The sequence below is a fragment of the bacterium genome (assembly GCA_040755795.1).
Lineage (GTDB): Bacteria > UBA9089 > CG2-30-40-21 > CG2-30-40-21 > SBAY01 > JBFLXS01.
This window is the reverse complement of the sequence record JBFLXS010000051.1, coordinates 1-16,294: the sequence shown is the minus strand read 5'-3', so window position 1 is coordinate 16,294 and position 16,294 is coordinate 1. Positions and strand designations below refer to the sequence as shown.

The window sequence follows — 16,294 nt, the reverse complement described above, 5'->3', positions numbered from 1 at the left end:
CAGGAACACTTTCAGGAACTAACTCTGCCTTTGGAGGAATGGTATCAATAAGAAAAGGACCAAGATGCTCAGCAGGTCCCCAGTTACCTGCCCTATCTACCCCCCTGATATGAAACCACCAACCAAAAGGTAAATAGACATCTTCCAACCGATTGCTGATGAGGCTATTAATAGCACCTACATCTGCCTGGGTATCTGGAGTAGTAAGTGGACTTTTATCCCAGGCAACGGAATAACTCGCTATGCCACTTTCTGCATCTAAGGCATGTGTCCATCTAACACTTACATACGGGTTATTTGAAGTCTTCCAGGGTGTGTGACTTGGACTCTGTAAATTAGTAACTTTGGATGGAGAAGTGGTATCCAACTGCATCCCATGCTGCATAAATATATCCCACACTTGCGCCCCATAACCGTAATTATAGGCAAACCAGCCCTTCCAAAAATCCTCTATATCACAGGTCATCGAGTTAGTAATATATTTATCAAACACATCCCAGATCTCCTCAGAGCCCATCATCAATGTATCCTTCCCATCAATATGATTATCATTTATATCCCATAAAGTACCTGCGACTAAACCTTCGTTTTCTTTGCCATAATTTATGGGTGGTTGGTTACCATTAGAATCCTCTGTCGTCTCAAGATTAAATCCATATGCTCTTGGAGAATTATTATCAAAATAGTTATTTACATAATTTTCTGGGTTATTATTAGTCACACAAGCAACAAAATGTGCCCAACCTTCTGACCAGGCTAATCTACTATCTACCTGCTGTAACCATGAATGGGCTCCTCCCGGGCTATGACTGTATGAATATTGGTCCATTAAGAAATGCCCATATTCATGCAAAATTACACCATCATCATACTCAGCAGGGTTAATTACCCCCTCTTCAGGTTTAGCATTATGAGTAAGATGAATTGTTTTATCACTTTTTCGATAAAAAGAGCGATTTTCTGAGTCATCTGGCCAGAAAACTGCTACTTCAGGTGGTTTATCTGGGAAAAGAATACCAGGACCAGCAGCCCATTCATAACCATCAGTAATCACATCTAAGATATTAAAAGCAGCTGCTACTGTTCCTACAGGTTCTTTTATAGTACCAAAACTTAGATCTCCACCTTCCCAATTATATTGGATTTTTGATTTAATCTCATAAGGAAAAGTATTTGTCCCCGTTACTCTTCCTGCATGTATCCTATAATCGTCTGTCCTGGAACTGTAACTATAACATCTTACAAATATATCTCGTCCCGGCGTCTCAGGAGCACTATCTATATTATTTTTTATCGTAATATCAAATCCTCCCAAATTACCAGTACTGCCAGATCCAATCTCTTCTTCCCCACCTTCATTTTTCTCAAATACCGATATCTGAGCATATCTAATAGGTTCATAATATTCACCAAAATTAAATCCATTAATTGTATATGGTTTATCCTGATACATAAATGTACCGGATACCTTAAAAGGACCTGTATCAATACCGACCAGAAATTGCCAGATATCCGCTTGTTCTTGCCACTCAAATCCATCAGAACCTATCACTTTCCAGTAATAAGTAGTGCCGGTTGAAAGTGTAACACCATACTTGGATGGAGTAAATGATGGAGTAGAAGTACCCAGCCGACCATAAAGCATCGGATGAGTAAGTGTTGATTCTGTGCCAAACCACACACAATAATCTTTTATTGTATCTCCATCTGGATCTGAACATGTCCATGTTAAAGTAACATCTGCATTAATTTTAATAGCTTTATCTTTAGGAGTTGGATTAGAGCATTTATTAGGAAGCTTATTGCAATATATATACAAGAAAGGTGCTCTTGTAATATCTTTTTCCTTAGATGTAAAACAATGTACATTGTCGATTAAGTATCCAGTTGAAATAAACATTACTCCATAATTAGAATATGAGTTATCATACCATTTTTTCACAAGCTCAGTTGCATTCCAATAGAAGTATTTAGCATATTGCCCTCCTACTTCTATATTATCATAAGATGGAGCTGCATAATTATAATACATATTATTCCATGTAGCATTCATTTCCTCCCAATTTCGATCTATTCTATAAACATCCACCCACCGATTATTATTATTTCCCATCCAGCCTTGATACCAAAGACCTATACCAGCATACGCAATTCTATCATTCTTAGGAATTGAAGATAAATCAAACTTGGCTAAAACTCGATACTCTTTCCACTGAGTATGATACCCTAAGCGTAATGATTCGGAATCTCCCCTATTAGTATTTGGTATTCCTTCACAAATATAAGTGTCTGCACTAACATTACACTCGTAATATCTCTCTCCATAACTTTCTGATACCGTTATTAGAAATAAAATAATAAATATCAGTTGATATAACTTCTTCATTATCATACCCTCCTCCTTTTTTTTCAACAATTTAGTCTATTGGAGGTTCTTTTGCTAAAGTTTCTTCCATATCCGCCTCTTCATCACCATATTTTGGCTTATGCGTTTTGGGTTTTGTTTTTTTAGCTTTTCCATCTTGTAATAGTCTTTTTTTCATTATTTCCTCATGATGTTTTTGTATCTTTTCGTGTAATACTTCATCCCAACTATTGAATCCCGGTGGTGGAGGTGGACCAAGAACAGGAGGAACTGTGTTGGGATTCTGTTTCTTCCACTCCTCACAATATTTTTTTATCTTCTTTTGATAAGACAATCTTTGTATTCTATCAATCTCTTTAGCTAATTCGTCGCCTCTCCGTAAAAGAGTTTCCCACCCTTTTTGATTTAACACCTCTTCATATCTTTGCAACTTTTCTCGATAAGATAATCCAGGTATTTTATCAACATCATTAGCCCATTCATTTCCTGACTTTAAGTAAAAATTCCATCGTTTTTGACTTCTCTTTTCTTCCATCTCCTCTTCATATCTTTGCACCTTCTCTTGATAAGACAACCCCTGTATCTTGTCAATCTCCATAGCTATTTCATCGTTCTTATTTAGATACTCTTCCCATTGTTCTTTGACTTTCTTTAGATGCTCTTTTTGATGCCTCTTGGCAACAACTTTATCTTCTACCTCTTTGGAAAATCTCTTTTTGTATACCTTGCCATTTACCCTGTATATAAATACATTCCGATAATAAAAGTTATTATCTTCTTTAGAATAGTAGTTCTCAAGTTCACAGTCCTCAAAATCTTCAGGATGATTAGCGATAAACTCTTCAGCTTTTCGTTGCTCTTCAGCCTCACGAGCCTTTTGAGCTTCATATTCTGGGTCATAGAGATAAAACTTGGGAATAGATTCTCCACCTCTATAATACCCATTTGGTCTACCTGGTACTGAACCATTAGCACTTACCCCAATCCAATATTCTCCTCCTTTTTCGATAATCAAACTTACACTTGCCTCTTTCATTTCATCTTTTTTTACAAGCCCAAATTTTATCTCTCTCGAACCTAAATATCTTATCCCCCCCCCCATATACTCTCCGTATCTATTGTATCCAAAGACTATTCTCATGTCTGAAACATCATATTTTGGAATCGCTGTTGCCTTTAAAGTTATTATATTTCCAAGTTTTAATTCACCTGTATATTGCAGGTTTACTTTGATATCCTCAGGTATTGGTATTTCACACATAATTGGCTCAGATTTTACATCTTGAGATTTAACATTAGTCTCTTCCGTAGTAATATCCTTCTTCGCATTTCCATTACTCAATCTATATGTGCCAAAAGTCAAGATGCAGACTCCAACAATCATTAACCCTAAAAAAATTCTTTTACACATTTTTACCTCACCTCCATGAATTAAGTAACTGGGTAATTGCTTTATTGGGTAATTAGTTATTCAGTTACCCAATTCTTAAAAAGAATAAGGCAATCCTCTTCCTCTATGATTTTATCTTTGGATTGCCTTTTATTAATTACTTGACTAAACATTTCTATCTCCTTCTTATGTTTTGATTATACCACATAAATTAAAATTTGTCAAGCATTATTTACTAATTTCAGCCATAATACCAAAGACCTATACCAGCGTATGCAATCCTTTCTTTTGGTGGAATTGCAGATAAGTCAAATTTAACCAATACTCGATATTCTTTCCATTGAGTATGGTAACCTAATCGCAATGATGTATGAGCTCCATTATTAGTATTTGGAGCTCCCTCACAAATATATGTATCTGCCACCGTACCACAGATGTAAACTTTTACACCATAGCTTGTTGATGCTGACAACAATATTAAGGTAATAATTATTAATTGATACAATCCTTTCATTCTCTATCTGTTCCTTTCAAGGATCTATTTTGCTAAAGTCTCTTCCATCTCACTCTCTTCTTTTCCTTTCCTTTCTTCTTCCTCATCTAACTTTGGCAAAGAGGTAGGAGTGCCAGTCGTTACAGGTTCTTGTTTCCAATTCTTCCTTAATTCTTCTATTTTTTTTATTCCTTCATTTTGCCACCACTCTTTTATTTGATGTTCTCGAAATTCATCCCAACTTTTGTATCCTTCGGGTGGTGGTGGAAGTTCGTAGGTAGTTTTAGGTGGTCGCTTTTTATGTTCCTCTTCATATCTTCCTACCTTCTCACGACCTGTTAGTCCTGGTATCTTATCTATCTCTTGAGCTAATTCAATATCACAATTCCCTTTTAAATATGAATTTTCCCAGTGCTGTTGCCAATAATCTTCTCCTTCACCTTGACCAACCCACTTGCCATTAAGATAATAGCGATTTTTTTTATCTTCAGGAAAGTATCGGCATTCTCCTTCTTTAGGATGTAAACGCTCATATTCTCTCTGTCTCTCCCTCTCTCTTTCTAACCTTTCCCTCCCCCATTCAAATTCTTTTTCATCGATATAGAATTCTGGTATATTTGCCCTCCCCTCATAGGCAATCGTTGGAATATCCTCTCTCCCTGGTACTGGACTCGACGCCCCTACTGAAATTAAATATGTCCCTTCTTTTTCAATAATAATATCCACATTAAATGTATGTTTTTCATCTTTTTTTACCTGACCCAGATCAAATTTATTTGGCCCCAGGTATCTTATCCCTCCTCCATCAAAGTCCCCATCATTTCTCCTATATCCAAAACTTACTTTCATTTTCGAAACATCACAATCAGGCATTACCTCTGCCTCTAAACTTATTACCTTTCCAAGTCTCAATTCGCCAGTGTATTGTAAGTTAACTTTGATATTTTGTGGTCTAGATGGCTTGGAGACAATATTTTTCTCCTTTCCATCACTCAAGCGATATGTGCCAAAAATCAAAATGCACACCCCAATAGCCATTAGCCCTAAAAAAATTCTTTTACACATTTTACCTCACCTCCAAAAAAATAAGGCACTCTTCCATAGATTTTATCTTAGATTACTTTGTGTTTAATTCTTTAATTCAACATTTTTTTACTTTTTTCATCTTTTGTTTCAATTATACCACAAAAAATAAAATTTGTCAACAACTTTTTACTAACTTTATTACCGAATTTTGATAATACCACATAGAAAGCCTGTCTTTTTCCTATTATTTCCTGTATAATTTTCAACAGGGGATTCTATAATGTTAGAAATTTGTCAGCTTATAGGAATAAGAGTTCGACAGATAAGAAAAGAATTAAGACTTACTCAAGAACAATTAGCAGAAAAGGCTGATATGGATTATCGGTCGATTGGTGCAATTGAGCGCGGAGAACGAAATCTAACTTTAGAAAGTATATCCAAAGTTGCTAATGCTCTTGATGTCTCAATCGATTATCTTCTTTTGAGTCAAATTCCTAAAGATAACAAAATTATCACTCAGAAAGATTTGTTAATGGAACAGATATTATCCATTCTAAAAAATAAAGATATAAAATATCTTGAGTCTTTTTTAGAAATTGTTAAACGGTAGAAAAGGATTAGAGTCAGACCTTGTGGGGCAATTCGGGGACACAATACTTATTTCCTTTTAATTAGTATTGTGTCCCCCGATTTTCCTTGGCAAATTCATCCCCATTCGTGCCATCATCAAACATTGGTTGGTCAGGACTACCTTCAATAGGAGTAAGGTCAATATAAACCGCTTTTACACCACTGTAGTCATCAGTCACTCCGGCTGTTAATGTTACCTGCTTACCTATCTTTACTATCTCGGGTATAGCGTGGGGATTGACAATAGTTGGCGGAAGGCTATCTAACAATACAAAGATAGCCTCTGCTGGTGTATTAGATAAAACCCCAGTCGCAGTAATTGTCTTTGTGCCGTAGGGTTGTGAATCAATAGTCAAAATAGCACTAAGAATGCCGTAGGCATCTGCCTCTATAACGGCAATAGAGCTTGTCGTCCCAAAATCTATTCTGATTTGCTCTGAGGGAAGATAGCCCTCTCCAATTATCCTCACTATGGTGCCAATAGTGCCAAAGGCAGGTGAAATGGATGTTATCCTGGGATTTATTATTTGTGGATTTATTACCTGTAGGGTGATAGTTGCGGTACTGAAATTGAAACCTGACTCACCATACGCTTTATTATAAGCCGTTATAACTAAATTTTTTACTCCACTTATCACCGAGTTTGGTATGGTAATTTGGGAGCTGTAGATGCCATCTTCTGCAACTTCATCCCCATCATTTAGTCCATCATCACTCATCTGTCGGTCCTGTAACCCAATGGATGTAAGAGAAATTATTACCCATTGGACTCCACTGTGTTCATCTCTAACATCTACCAATAGTTTTACTGTTTGGCTGGCATAGACAATATCAGGTGTATCTGGTAAATTGGTTATAAGAGGTGGAGTAATGTCATAGAAAAGTAATCCTTTTGATACAGGACCTATATTACCAGCCGCATCCCTGGATGAGACATAAATATTGTAGATGCCATCCGGCGTATCTTGAGGCAAAAACAATGGCCCGATGACTGATTCAACAGTGAAGGAAGCGTTTTCCTGGGGAGGTGAATTTAAAGAATAATAATAACCTTCTACATAACTTTCGTAATCCTCTGCCGATTTCCACCCGGCACCAAACATATTTGTGGCATTCCAATTAGCAGGTATTACTTCCAAATTTGATATTGCAGTTGGTGGAATGTTATCCGTCCATATTGCCCATATATTTTCAGAACAACTGCGATTATTCGCATAATCTCTGATGTAGCAAAAGATTCCATACCCCGCCTTGTTTAAGTTTTTTGAGTCCCATTCAAAAATGGTATATGTTCCTTCAACATCATGATAGAAATTAGAGGATTCACCCATAAAATAATCTCCATCTGCACTGACACAATAAAATTCTACCTTTTTTACTCCAACATTATCCCATACCCTTGCTTTTACAGTGATACTGCCTCTGGTATAAAAATTATCCTGTTCATAAATAATTTTGCCACCAGGTGGTGTCCAATCTGCATCTTCACCTCCAGGGATGAAAGGAACCATCACCTCCGCTGCAGGAGATGAGTAACCACTGGTTTTGTTAAATGCCTTGATTGTATAAAAATATATCCCTTCTTCAGGCGGAACAACATCTATACAAGTTACATTTCCTGTCCCAATATCCAGGCCCAATCTCCAATCGACCTCCCCATCTTTTCTATAAAATATGCGGAAACCGTCTTCGTTATTTGAATTATCCTGCCAGGAAAGCTCAACCCAAAGTGGCTTTTGATTTTGGCTTATTACTTTAGCTGATAGCTTAGAAGGTGCCGCAGGAGCTATAGGTAATTCAAAAGAATGATTTATATCCGCCCCTTCCTCATATCCTATATGTTCACCATACTCATCAGTTTTTACCGCTACCGTAGTAGGGTCACTATCAAGACCATTATAGGTAATATCTCTTGCCCAAACATTCAGAACAAGCTCGCCGTCGAAATCGGCAGAAGAAGGAATTATAACCGGCTCACTTCTAAAAAATTTCCCATAGCTATCCAGAGGATACAATTTCAGCTCAATACGCTTATTAAAATTATATCGAGGACATATAAAGGCAGAAAGATAAGTAGTTTCTATCGGTTGAGAAAAATAAAGAGAGAATTTTGTCTTTATTCCCCTCAATAAAGGTTTTTTCTTATGGATTTTTAAACTGCGGCTATCCTCATCAATATCTATCCAATCAGCACAATATTCTTGTTCGTATCCTGCCAAATCTTCATCTAATTTATGAGCAATCTTTTGTATCTCTAAGTTACTAAGTAAATTCTGATTTGATAAATTTTCCAGACCTAAAGATTTCACTTTCGATTTTCCCTTAGAAAATGGGTTTTCCTGGTAAACCTCTACTATATCAAGATATGGGGCATTATTATCTACTTTTAATAATTCATGAGTTGTAGCTATATTCCCATCAAAATCTTCTACCTCTACCTCTAAGATGTATTGAAAATCTTCAGGCCACTTAGTAGTATCCCAGGGGAAAGGTGGATAATTTGGAATATCATATCTTATTTCATTCTCATATACAATTCCAAGCTGATGTAGGTCTATAAGACTTAATAATTGTTGAAAGGATATCTGGTAAGTTATAAACATTGTCCAGAGGAGGCGATCTATACTCCATGTTTCATAGATTCTGGAAGTAATTCTTCTTATTCCCGACCCCTGGTCGTCTGCATTAGGCCTTATATCCACCAGGCCATATAATTTATCTGCATACTCCTGTCTCTGACTTATATTTTCATAAAACTCTATCCAATTGATTCTGGGTGGGGTGGTGTCTAGAATGTTATCTACAAAGATTGGTATGTAATCTGTGAGGTTAAAATTCTCATTCACATTAGTTGCTACGGCTATAAGTGAATGTGTCCCTTCTCTTACTGTTCTTGAATCCCAATTGTAGATAAAATCATCAACGCCTGGTGTATTACCCTGTGGGTCAATACCGTTAGTAGTACCATTAGATTCTTGGGTCTGTTCTCTATTTTCATTCTCTCTTCCACCATAACAAGAGAGCCACAGTCTATGAGCATCATCAATCTGGTCAATAAAGAATCTGACGAGGTTCAGGTCAAGACCTGTTGTTGTATTTATCCGTGTATTTATTCGTTCAGTAATAGGTCTGTTATGGAAAACAGTTATCCTCCCATCACTTACCCCATCATCCGCATCTGTTGGATGCTGGAAGGTGAGGGAATAATTGCTGAAGTGATGGGGAACCCATAATAGAGGATTGTCGTCCTGATAAGCACAGCTAATATGAAGATGATAAGGATAATTTCCTCCTGTATTACCTGTTCGCGCAAAATCTGTATTTTCTTGAACATTTGCTTGAGTTTGAATATTATCAATTTGTATCCCTGCCTGACTGGAATATGCCCTTGTAGCAATTCCTTGGGAATTCCGAAACACTATACAGTAAAGACTGTCATGAGTTTCTATTGCTACACAGGGATACCCACTTGTTGGGTATCTTCTGGATAAGTGACAATAAACAAAACGCTGTGAACCTCTTACCACCACATAACACCCTCCCGCTCCACCATTTTCAACTATTTCTCTAATAGTACCATTCTCAACAGGATATACAGGAGTACCATGTGGTGATGCATAATCTATACCTCCATGCCAATCATAGTTTCCACTCAGTCGTCTCGGACCATAATCAGAGCTAATAGGATCACCAACAGGTGTACGCCATCCATGTACTGAGGCATTAGAGAGTAAAAGAAATAACCAAATCAATAATCCTATGTTAAAAGATTTCTTTTTCATAAGCCTATCTCCCCCTCGTGTCTTTTAGTTTTCCATCTTTTGTAAATGAGTATATAGTTTCATTTTTTCTTATATCATTATTTCTTACATCCACATCACCATTTTCTGAGAGAATTACCCAATGTCTAACATCTTTGCTCTCCAATTTATACTTCCATGATTTTTCATTATCTATATCGTAAAAAATTAACCAGTTTTCAAATAATGCCCTCCCTTTATGCTGACCAACATAGATACTAATTTCTCCAGCTATATATTTGCCATTTTTTGACATTAGCATATCGAATATATCTCCCTCATACTGTTGCTTCCATATTTGTTCCCCTTTTTCATTATAGAGATAAATTACAGATGGCAATCTCTCTACCGCCTTATATATAATTAAAATTCGCTTTCCATCATCAGAAATTCTACATTCAATGTAGCACTCACTAATATTAGGCTCCAGTGGTTTTTTCCCCAATATGATATTACCATTTTTATCCACTAAAGAAAATCTTGTCTCTTCTGTTGTTACATCATATTCACCTTTTTTTCTAAACACGGATGTAACTATCCCTGCATATTCTCCATTGGAAGAGATATAACATTGATCGTTTATCCATCTCCTTTCTTTTGCATCTTCCATAAATATTACATTTTCCCTTAAAAAGATTTGGTTTGTAATGCTTCCCTTTTCATTTAAAAATGTAACTACACCCTTTATAATCCTTTGTTCTGGATGAACCGCATCTTTTGGAGCTACTACCTTCGGATACCGCACTTTTACGATTTCAGTTGCCTTCCTTTTCTCTAAGCCTTTTATTCCCAATGCCCTTGCCTCTTTTACGGTCATTGTTGCCTCATCAAAGATAACATCAACAATTGGCTCATCAGACTTGTATTCAAGGACTAATTTAGTCTTTTCAAATTCAGGATACACTTGTTCATAGACCAAACTGAGTGGGTCTCCTTTCTCCTTGTCCTGAGCCAGAACACTTACACCACACACCCCACCAATTATTAACCCTAAAAAAATTCTTTTACCCATTTTTACCTCACCTCCAAAAAATAAGGCACTCTTCATAGATTTTATCTTAGATTACTTTGTGTTTAATTCTTTAATTCAACATTTTTTTACTTCTTTCATCTTTTGTTTCAATTATACCACAAAAAATAAAATTTGTCAACAACTTTTTACTAACTTTATTACCGAATTTTGATAATACCACTTAGAAAGCCTGTCTTTTTCTTATTATTTCCTGTATAATTTTCAACAGGTGATTCTATAATGTTAGAAATTTGTCAGCTTATAGGAATAAGAGTTCGACAGATACGAAAAGAATTAAGACTTACTCAAGAACAATTAGCAGAAAAGGCTGATATGGATTATCGGTCGATTGGTGCAATTGAGCGCGGAGAACGAAATTTAACTTTAGAAAGTATATCCAAAGTTGCTAATGCTCTTGATGTCTCAATCGGTTATCTTCTTTTGAGTCAAATTCCTAAAGATAACAAAATTATCACTCAGAAAGATTTGTTAATGGAACAGATATTATCCATTCTAAAAAATAAAGATATAAAATATCTTGAGTCTTTTTTAGAAATTGTTAAACGGTAGGGTGGAATCTGAACACACAGGGAATGGATTAGGGTCAATACCATCAATTATCCCATGGGATTCCGAGTATTAACCCTACCTTCATCATCATTCCTACCACCGTAGCAAGACCTCCATAGACGATGATTATCATCAATCAGGTCAATGAAGAATCTTACCCTATTTAAATCAAGGCCGGTGGTTGTATTTATCCGTGTATTTATTCGTTCAGTAATAGGTCTGTTATGGAAAACAGTTATCCTCCCATCACTCACCCCATCATCCGCATCTGTTGGATGCTGGAAGGTAATGGAGTAGTTAGATGGGTTGTGGTTTACATGTAAGAGGGGGTTATCATCACCATTGTTATATTCCAAATGAAGATGAGTAGGTACACCTCCTGAATTTCCAACAGGAGCTATTGCTTCAGATTGTTCTATAGAGGCTCTTGTTGTTGCTGTAGCACCAGTTGTCTCTCTTATGTATGAGCCATTGGGATTTCGGATCCAACGGCCAGAATAACCCTCTTCGGACAACACCTCTGTTGCCATTGTTCCTGACCATAAAATTATAACATTTGAGTAAGTAACATCATTTGGATTATTAGGATTTACTAATGTAGCATTTCTTAGTTCCCAGTTACCTAAAGTTATTGGTAAAGGTCCATCGTTAAAAATATGAATATATTCCCAATTTCCTAACGAACTTTGAATCCTCAAATTCCAACCACCCTCCAAATATCTTATCCTATCAATGTCTCCACCTTCAACAGCCTGAATTGAAGCACCGTAAGGCCCCCCATAATCTATCCCTCCATGCCAGTAGTGGCCAGCTAAAGCTCTGGGTCCATAATCTGAAGTAATAGTCCAACTGCCAGGCGGAGGTAAGGTTTGGGAAAATAAAGTTGCTGGATGAATCAGTAGCCATAAAACTGCTATAATCCATTTAATCTTCATTGATTTATTCTCCTAAATATTTCTTTAAATCTATCCTGATGATTAGTTTGTCACCAGATTTTTCCACTTTAGCAATGCCATCGTTTGAAATTCCATCAATAATATAATCTTCCTCTGCATCCCAAAATGTTTTTTTCTTTAAATCATAAAAAAGAATGTTGTAATATTTTCTTAAATAATCATATGTATGAACAGCTAAATATCTTCCATTCGGTGAGAGTATTCTTATTCTTGCACAACCATATCTATATTCTCCATGTCCACCTTTTGTTTTAATAAGAGGAGGAGATGTTAGAATCTCTTTACCATTCTTGTCATAAACATAAAGAATCTGGTCAGGGTAATCTTCTGATCCTGTTGTATCTTCAGTATGTATCACAATTATCTCTCCATTTTCAGAGATTGAGCAAAGCTCTCGAAAAATTGCTCGCCCATCAAATTGTTTCTCCCATAATGGATCCCCTGTTAAGTCTAACAGAATAAATCTATCTGCTTCTTCATAAAAAAGCTCCCCTGATCCTATCTCTCTGATTATCAGTCCTATAATCTCTGCATTCTTTTTTGCAATCATATCCTTTTCTATATTTTTATAGATATTACGGTTAATCCTTTTTTCAATCCAGGACTCTTTTTCTAAAGAAATTGTTTTCAAAATTTTTCCACTTTTATCTAAAAATTTAACTATTTTCGTAGTGTATACCACTTTTGGATATCTTACCTTTACCAATTCTGTTTCCTGCCTCTTTTCCAATCCCTTTATCCCCAAAGCCCTTGCCTCTTTCACTGTCATTGTTGCTTCACCAAAGATGACATCAACAATCTCCTCTCCTTCAGGGAGCTTATACTCCATAACTAACTTTGGCTCTATTACTTGAGCCTCTGCTGTCTGAGTTCCTGTCTGCTCTATTGCCTCAGCCTTAGCTGGCTCATTATTAGCCTCTGCCACCCCTGGATTCTTTTTAGCCTCTGGCTGAGCCATTGCTTGAAGTTTCTCTACCATAGCTTGCTCTTGAGCGGGTTTCTTGCCCATAGCCCATCCTGTGCTTGCAAGCACTCCTATTGCCAGCAAGCAAATCAGCCCTTTCCTTAACTTGTCTTTAAACATAGCCTTTCACCTCTCTTTTTTAGTAATCGGATTAAGCGGATTGATCAGATTATTTTTTATCTGTTTTTATCCGTTAAACCCGTTCCTGACAGGTTCAGGGATCCGCTTACTAATAAAAAATAAAGCAATCCTATTCCTCTATGATTTTATCTTTGGATTGTCTTGTTAGTCTTAAGTATTGATTGAAATTTCATACCTTTTCTTCTCCTTGTTTTAATTATACCACAATATACGCTAAATGTCAAGTATTTTTTTTTAAAAAGAATGCTTTTAGTTTATACTAATTTATCCAAAAATATGTTATATTTACAAAAATGGATGAAATTAAATTACAATTAGGTGCTCAAATAAGAAATTTAAGAAAACTATTAGGTTATACACAAGCACAACTTGCTGAACTTACAGATTTGAGTGATAACTTTATTGGACAAATAGAGCGGGGTGAACGCACACCTACTATCCAGACATTAAAAAAGTTTGCTGATGCATTAAATATTAAAATTGAAGATTTCTTTCACTTCCCTGATGAAAAACTTGATGAAAGAGACAAAATTTTATCTGAATTTATTACTTATTTAAAGAATAAAGATATTCGAACTATTCAATTAATAATCGAGATCACCAAAAAGATCATAGATAGATTGAAAATAGATTGAAAATCGGGAAAATCGGGGGACACGGGAAAATCGGGGGAGGAAGGAAAATCGGGGGACGGAAAATCGGGGGGACGGAAAATCGGGAAAATCGGGGGACACAATACTAATTAAAAGGAAATAAGTATTGTGTCCCCGGATTCCCCGTAAACTCTCCTATTACACCAGTGATAGGGACTTGCTCATTAGTCTTTGCAAAAGGCCAGTTATAAGAATATACCCACTTCGCTATTACTATCAAACTTAATCCTAAAATAAATATCTTACTTGATTTCATAAGTCTTTAATCCTTCCTTTGTCATTATGGATAACAGATTATCATTCGAGAATCGTATGACAGGCTCCAGAAAATTTATCTTAATAGATTCCCGAGGATATTCTTTTTGTCCCAACTTTCTTAAATCTTTATCGAACAATTCCACCCGTTCGGTTTCTCCCTTATAATAATACTTTCTTAAATCGTGAGTAATTATCCTGTCAAAATTTGGATTAATGATTATCCCTCTCCAATTAGGCGCCAGTGGTGACGGTGCCCATATCCCTTTACCTGAGAAAAGCGGAGGCTTAAAAACAGGGGCATTTTCATCACTATACTTTGCCAATAACTTACCGTTTTTGACATCAAATAAAAAGAAATGCCCCCAGGCTGATAAAACATAAACCTTGCCTTCATCCTTAAGATAACATACATCCTCAACTGCTGAGAATACCCTGTTTCTCCAGAGCAAGTTTCCCTTTATATCAAAGAGATTAAAGTAAGTAATCTCTTCATCACCAATGACTTGGTGATTCATTGCCCCAATAAACTCATTCTTTAGGAAGTAACAATATTCTCTCCCGAAACCTCCTTCTCTTCTCCACATCTCTTTTCCATACTTATCAAATAGGAGCAGATACGCTCCTATGGTAACACAAAAATATTCTCCATTCTCTGAAATATCCAGATAAAAGGGTAAACCAGTCGGAGGTAGTTCTATCTTCTTATGTTTGCCTGTTTGATAATGAATCTCTATCTCATCATACCCGCCATAGTCAACATCAGGTTCTTCAATGACATAATCACCATTTGGGGAGACATGAATATCACTAATTGGCAAATACTTATAACTCCACAACTCCTTCCCTTCACTATCTATAACTACTATCTTTTTATCTCGATAAAAACAAAGATACTTTTTGTTTTCAGACCAAAATACATCTTCCCACTCCAGAGGGTATCTCTTTATTATCTTCCCTAATTTATCCAGGAACAACAACTCTTTCTCATCATTTACCTCTTTTAACACTACCTTTGGATAACACATTGAAAGAGTCTTCTTCTCTCCCTTTAAGTTGGTTTTGATACCTATGGTTTTTACTTCCTGGGCAGAAAATTTACCTTCCGTAAGAAATAGCGGGGTATATTCTACCTCCTTCAAATCTTTCGTCTTCTCAAATTCAGGATACACTTGTTCATAGACCAAACTGAGTGGGTCTTCTTTGTCCTTGTCCTGAGCCAGAACACTTACACCACACACCCCAATAATTATTAACCCTAAAAAAATTCTTTTACACATTTTAACCTCACCTCCAAAAAAATAATGTAATTCTCAATAGACTTTATCCTGGATTAACTTTTTTAACCATGAGTATTAATTATTTTCTTGTCCTTGTTTTTTAATTATACCCTATCTTTTACAATTTGTCAAGTATTTTTTTGCAAAAACTTTCTATTAGTTAGATGCTTACACTCAATTTCTTCTTTCATTTAAAATAAGAATAATATATAATGTAGTTAAATAATGATGAATGAGAATAAACTTTATCAAATTTTACAGAAAAAAGACATTACTCAAGTTTCCTTAGCTAATCAAGTTGGCGTTTCATCAAACTACATTAATTTAATAACATCGGGTAAAAGAAGACCTACTTTATCATTAGCTCATAAAATAGCCCAGGTATTAAATTGTAGTATTGAAGATATATTCTTCCCTCATGCAGTTAAACCACAAACTATAGATAAAGAAATTATAGCAGATAAGATTTCAAATATCATTACCATAGGAAATACAATCTTAGATTATCTTAAAAAATAAAGATTTGACTCCAAGAAGTACAACCTTACCATCCACCACCGGACATGGGATAGGGATAGAGGGATAGGGGTCACATCTTGTAGGGGATAGGGGTCAGTAGGGGATAGGGGTCACATCTTGACAGGCTGTTGACATAAAATCTACCTTTTTTTCTTATCGGTTTTGACTTTAATTTTTAACATAAGAAGTCCGATAACTTAAAAACTGGGTTTTATGAATGCTATCTTTAAAATCTTAAAT

General features: G+C 35.9%; 14 protein-coding genes. 4 read left to right on the top strand and 10 right to left on the bottom strand.

What is annotated here, in order from left to right; all coding sequences use genetic code 11:
* From AB1414_05580 to AB1414_05565, 4 genes are all read right to left on the bottom strand, one after another.
* Positions 1-2,386: DNRLRE domain-containing protein (locus tag AB1414_05580; GenBank protein MEW6606910.1), on the bottom strand; the 2,386-nt coding region annotated here is incomplete at its 3' end.
* A 31-nt stretch (positions 2,387-2,417) separates the two neighbouring features.
* Complete coding sequence (locus tag AB1414_05575) at positions 2,418-3,776, bottom strand: hypothetical protein (GenBank protein ID MEW6606909.1); 1,359 nt, start codon at positions 3,774-3,776, stop codon at positions 2,418-2,420.
* A gap of 220 nt (positions 3,777-3,996) precedes the next feature.
* Positions 3,997-4,269, bottom strand: coding sequence for a DNRLRE domain-containing protein (locus AB1414_05570; GenBank protein MEW6606908.1), 273 nt, complete (start codon positions 4,267-4,269; stop codon positions 3,997-3,999).
* Between the two features lie 24 nt (positions 4,270-4,293).
* Positions 4,294-5,313, bottom strand: coding sequence for a hypothetical protein (locus AB1414_05565; GenBank protein ID MEW6606907.1), 1,020 nt, complete (start codon positions 5,311-5,313; stop codon positions 4,294-4,296).
* Positions 5,314-5,554: 241 nt separating this feature from the next.
* Between AB1414_05565 and AB1414_05560 the strand changes: the two genes are divergently transcribed.
* Positions 5,555-5,884, top strand: coding sequence for a helix-turn-helix transcriptional regulator (locus AB1414_05560; protein ID MEW6606906.1), 330 nt, complete (start codon positions 5,555-5,557; stop codon positions 5,882-5,884).
* A 61-nt stretch (positions 5,885-5,945) separates the two neighbouring features.
* On the opposite strand, the gene AB1414_05555 is transcribed toward AB1414_05560, so the two are convergent.
* Both AB1414_05555 and AB1414_05550 read right to left on the bottom strand, forming a co-directional pair.
* Entirely contained in the window at positions 5,946-9,686 is a 3,741-nt protein-coding gene (locus AB1414_05555) for a hypothetical protein (protein MEW6606905.1), read from the bottom strand.
* A gap of 4 nt (positions 9,687-9,690) precedes the next feature.
* The gene (locus AB1414_05550; protein ID MEW6606904.1) at positions 9,691-10,716 is read right to left on the bottom strand and encodes a hypothetical protein; all 1,026 of its coding nucleotides are present in this window, start codon (positions 10,714-10,716) and stop codon (positions 9,691-9,693) included.
* Positions 10,717-10,956: 240 nt separating this feature from the next.
* Between AB1414_05550 and AB1414_05545 the strand changes: the two genes are divergently transcribed.
* Positions 10,957-11,286 carry a helix-turn-helix transcriptional regulator gene (locus AB1414_05545; protein ID MEW6606903.1) on the top strand — a complete coding sequence of 110 codons (330 nt, stop codon included), beginning with the start codon at positions 10,957-10,959 and terminating at the stop codon, positions 11,284-11,286.
* Positions 11,287-11,333: 47 nt separating this feature from the next.
* Here AB1414_05545 and AB1414_05540 read toward each other — a convergent pair whose 3' ends face one another.
* Positions 11,334-12,221, bottom strand: a complete 888-nt coding sequence (locus AB1414_05540; GenBank protein MEW6606902.1) for a hypothetical protein — start codon at positions 12,219-12,221, stop codon at positions 11,334-11,336.
* 4 nt (positions 12,222-12,225) lie between these two features.
* On the bottom strand, positions 12,226-13,326 hold the full coding sequence (locus AB1414_05535) for a hypothetical protein (protein ID MEW6606901.1): 1,101 nt from the start codon (positions 13,324-13,326) through the stop codon (positions 12,226-12,228).
* Positions 13,327-13,640: 314 nt separating this feature from the next.
* Here AB1414_05535 and AB1414_05530 point away from each other — a divergent pair, with 314 nt between their 5' ends.
* Complete coding sequence (locus tag AB1414_05530; GenBank protein ID MEW6606900.1) at positions 13,641-13,982, top strand: helix-turn-helix transcriptional regulator; 342 nt, start codon at positions 13,641-13,643, stop codon at positions 13,980-13,982.
* Between the two features lie 103 nt (positions 13,983-14,085).
* Here the strand turns inward: AB1414_05530 and AB1414_05525 are convergent, their stop codons facing one another.
* Both AB1414_05525 and AB1414_05520 read right to left on the bottom strand, forming a co-directional pair.
* The gene (locus tag AB1414_05525; GenBank protein MEW6606899.1) at positions 14,086-14,256 is read right to left on the bottom strand and encodes a hypothetical protein; all 171 of its coding nucleotides are present in this window, start codon (positions 14,254-14,256) and stop codon (positions 14,086-14,088) included.
* Positions 14,243-15,535: a hypothetical protein gene (locus AB1414_05520; GenBank protein MEW6606898.1), complete on the bottom strand. Its 1,293-nt coding sequence runs from the start codon at positions 15,533-15,535 to the stop codon at positions 14,243-14,245. The genes AB1414_05525 and AB1414_05520 overlap by 14 nt, the downstream gene beginning before the upstream one ends.
* 225 nt (positions 15,536-15,760) lie before the next feature.
* Here AB1414_05520 and AB1414_05515 point away from each other — a divergent pair, with 225 nt between their 5' ends.
* Entirely contained in the window at positions 15,761-16,054 is a 294-nt protein-coding gene (locus AB1414_05515) for a helix-turn-helix domain-containing protein (protein ID MEW6606897.1), read from the top strand.
* Positions 16,055-16,294: the final 240 nt, after the last annotated feature.

Excerpts from the sequence above, each read along its gene's own strand:
- AB1414_05545 (MEW6606903.1), top strand. The coding sequence starts at position 10,957 with ATGTTAGAAATTTGTCAGCTTATAGGAATAAGAGTTCGACAGATACGA.
- AB1414_05565 (MEW6606907.1), bottom strand. The coding sequence starts at position 5,313 with ATGTGTAAAAGAATTTTTTTAGGGCTAATGGCTATTGGGGTGTGCATT.
- AB1414_05570 (MEW6606908.1), bottom strand. The coding sequence starts at position 4,269 with ATGAAAGGATTGTATCAATTAATAATTATTACCTTAATATTGTTGTCA.
- AB1414_05555 (MEW6606905.1), bottom strand. The coding sequence starts at position 9,686 with ATGAAAAAGAAATCTTTTAACATAGGATTATTGATTTGGTTATTTCTT.
- AB1414_05530 (MEW6606900.1), top strand. The coding sequence starts at position 13,641 with ATGGATGAAATTAAATTACAATTAGGTGCTCAAATAAGAAATTTAAGA.
- AB1414_05515 (MEW6606897.1), top strand. The coding sequence starts at position 15,761 with ATGATGAATGAGAATAAACTTTATCAAATTTTACAGAAAAAAGACATT.
- AB1414_05520 (MEW6606898.1), bottom strand. The coding sequence starts at position 15,535 with ATGTGTAAAAGAATTTTTTTAGGGTTAATAATTATTGGGGTGTGTGGT.
- AB1414_05560 (MEW6606906.1), top strand. The coding sequence starts at position 5,555 with ATGTTAGAAATTTGTCAGCTTATAGGAATAAGAGTTCGACAGATAAGA.
- AB1414_05525 (MEW6606899.1), bottom strand. The coding sequence starts at position 14,256 with ATGAAATCAAGTAAGATATTTATTTTAGGATTAAGTTTGATAGTAATA.
- AB1414_05535 (MEW6606901.1), bottom strand. The coding sequence starts at position 13,326 with ATGTTTAAAGACAAGTTAAGGAAAGGGCTGATTTGCTTGCTGGCAATA.
- AB1414_05575 (MEW6606909.1), bottom strand. The coding sequence starts at position 3,776 with ATGTGTAAAAGAATTTTTTTAGGGTTAATGATTGTTGGAGTCTGCATC.
- AB1414_05550 (MEW6606904.1), bottom strand. The coding sequence starts at position 10,716 with ATGGGTAAAAGAATTTTTTTAGGGTTAATAATTGGTGGGGTGTGTGGT.
- AB1414_05540 (MEW6606902.1), bottom strand. The coding sequence starts at position 12,221 with ATGAAGATTAAATGGATTATAGCAGTTTTATGGCTACTGATTCATCCA.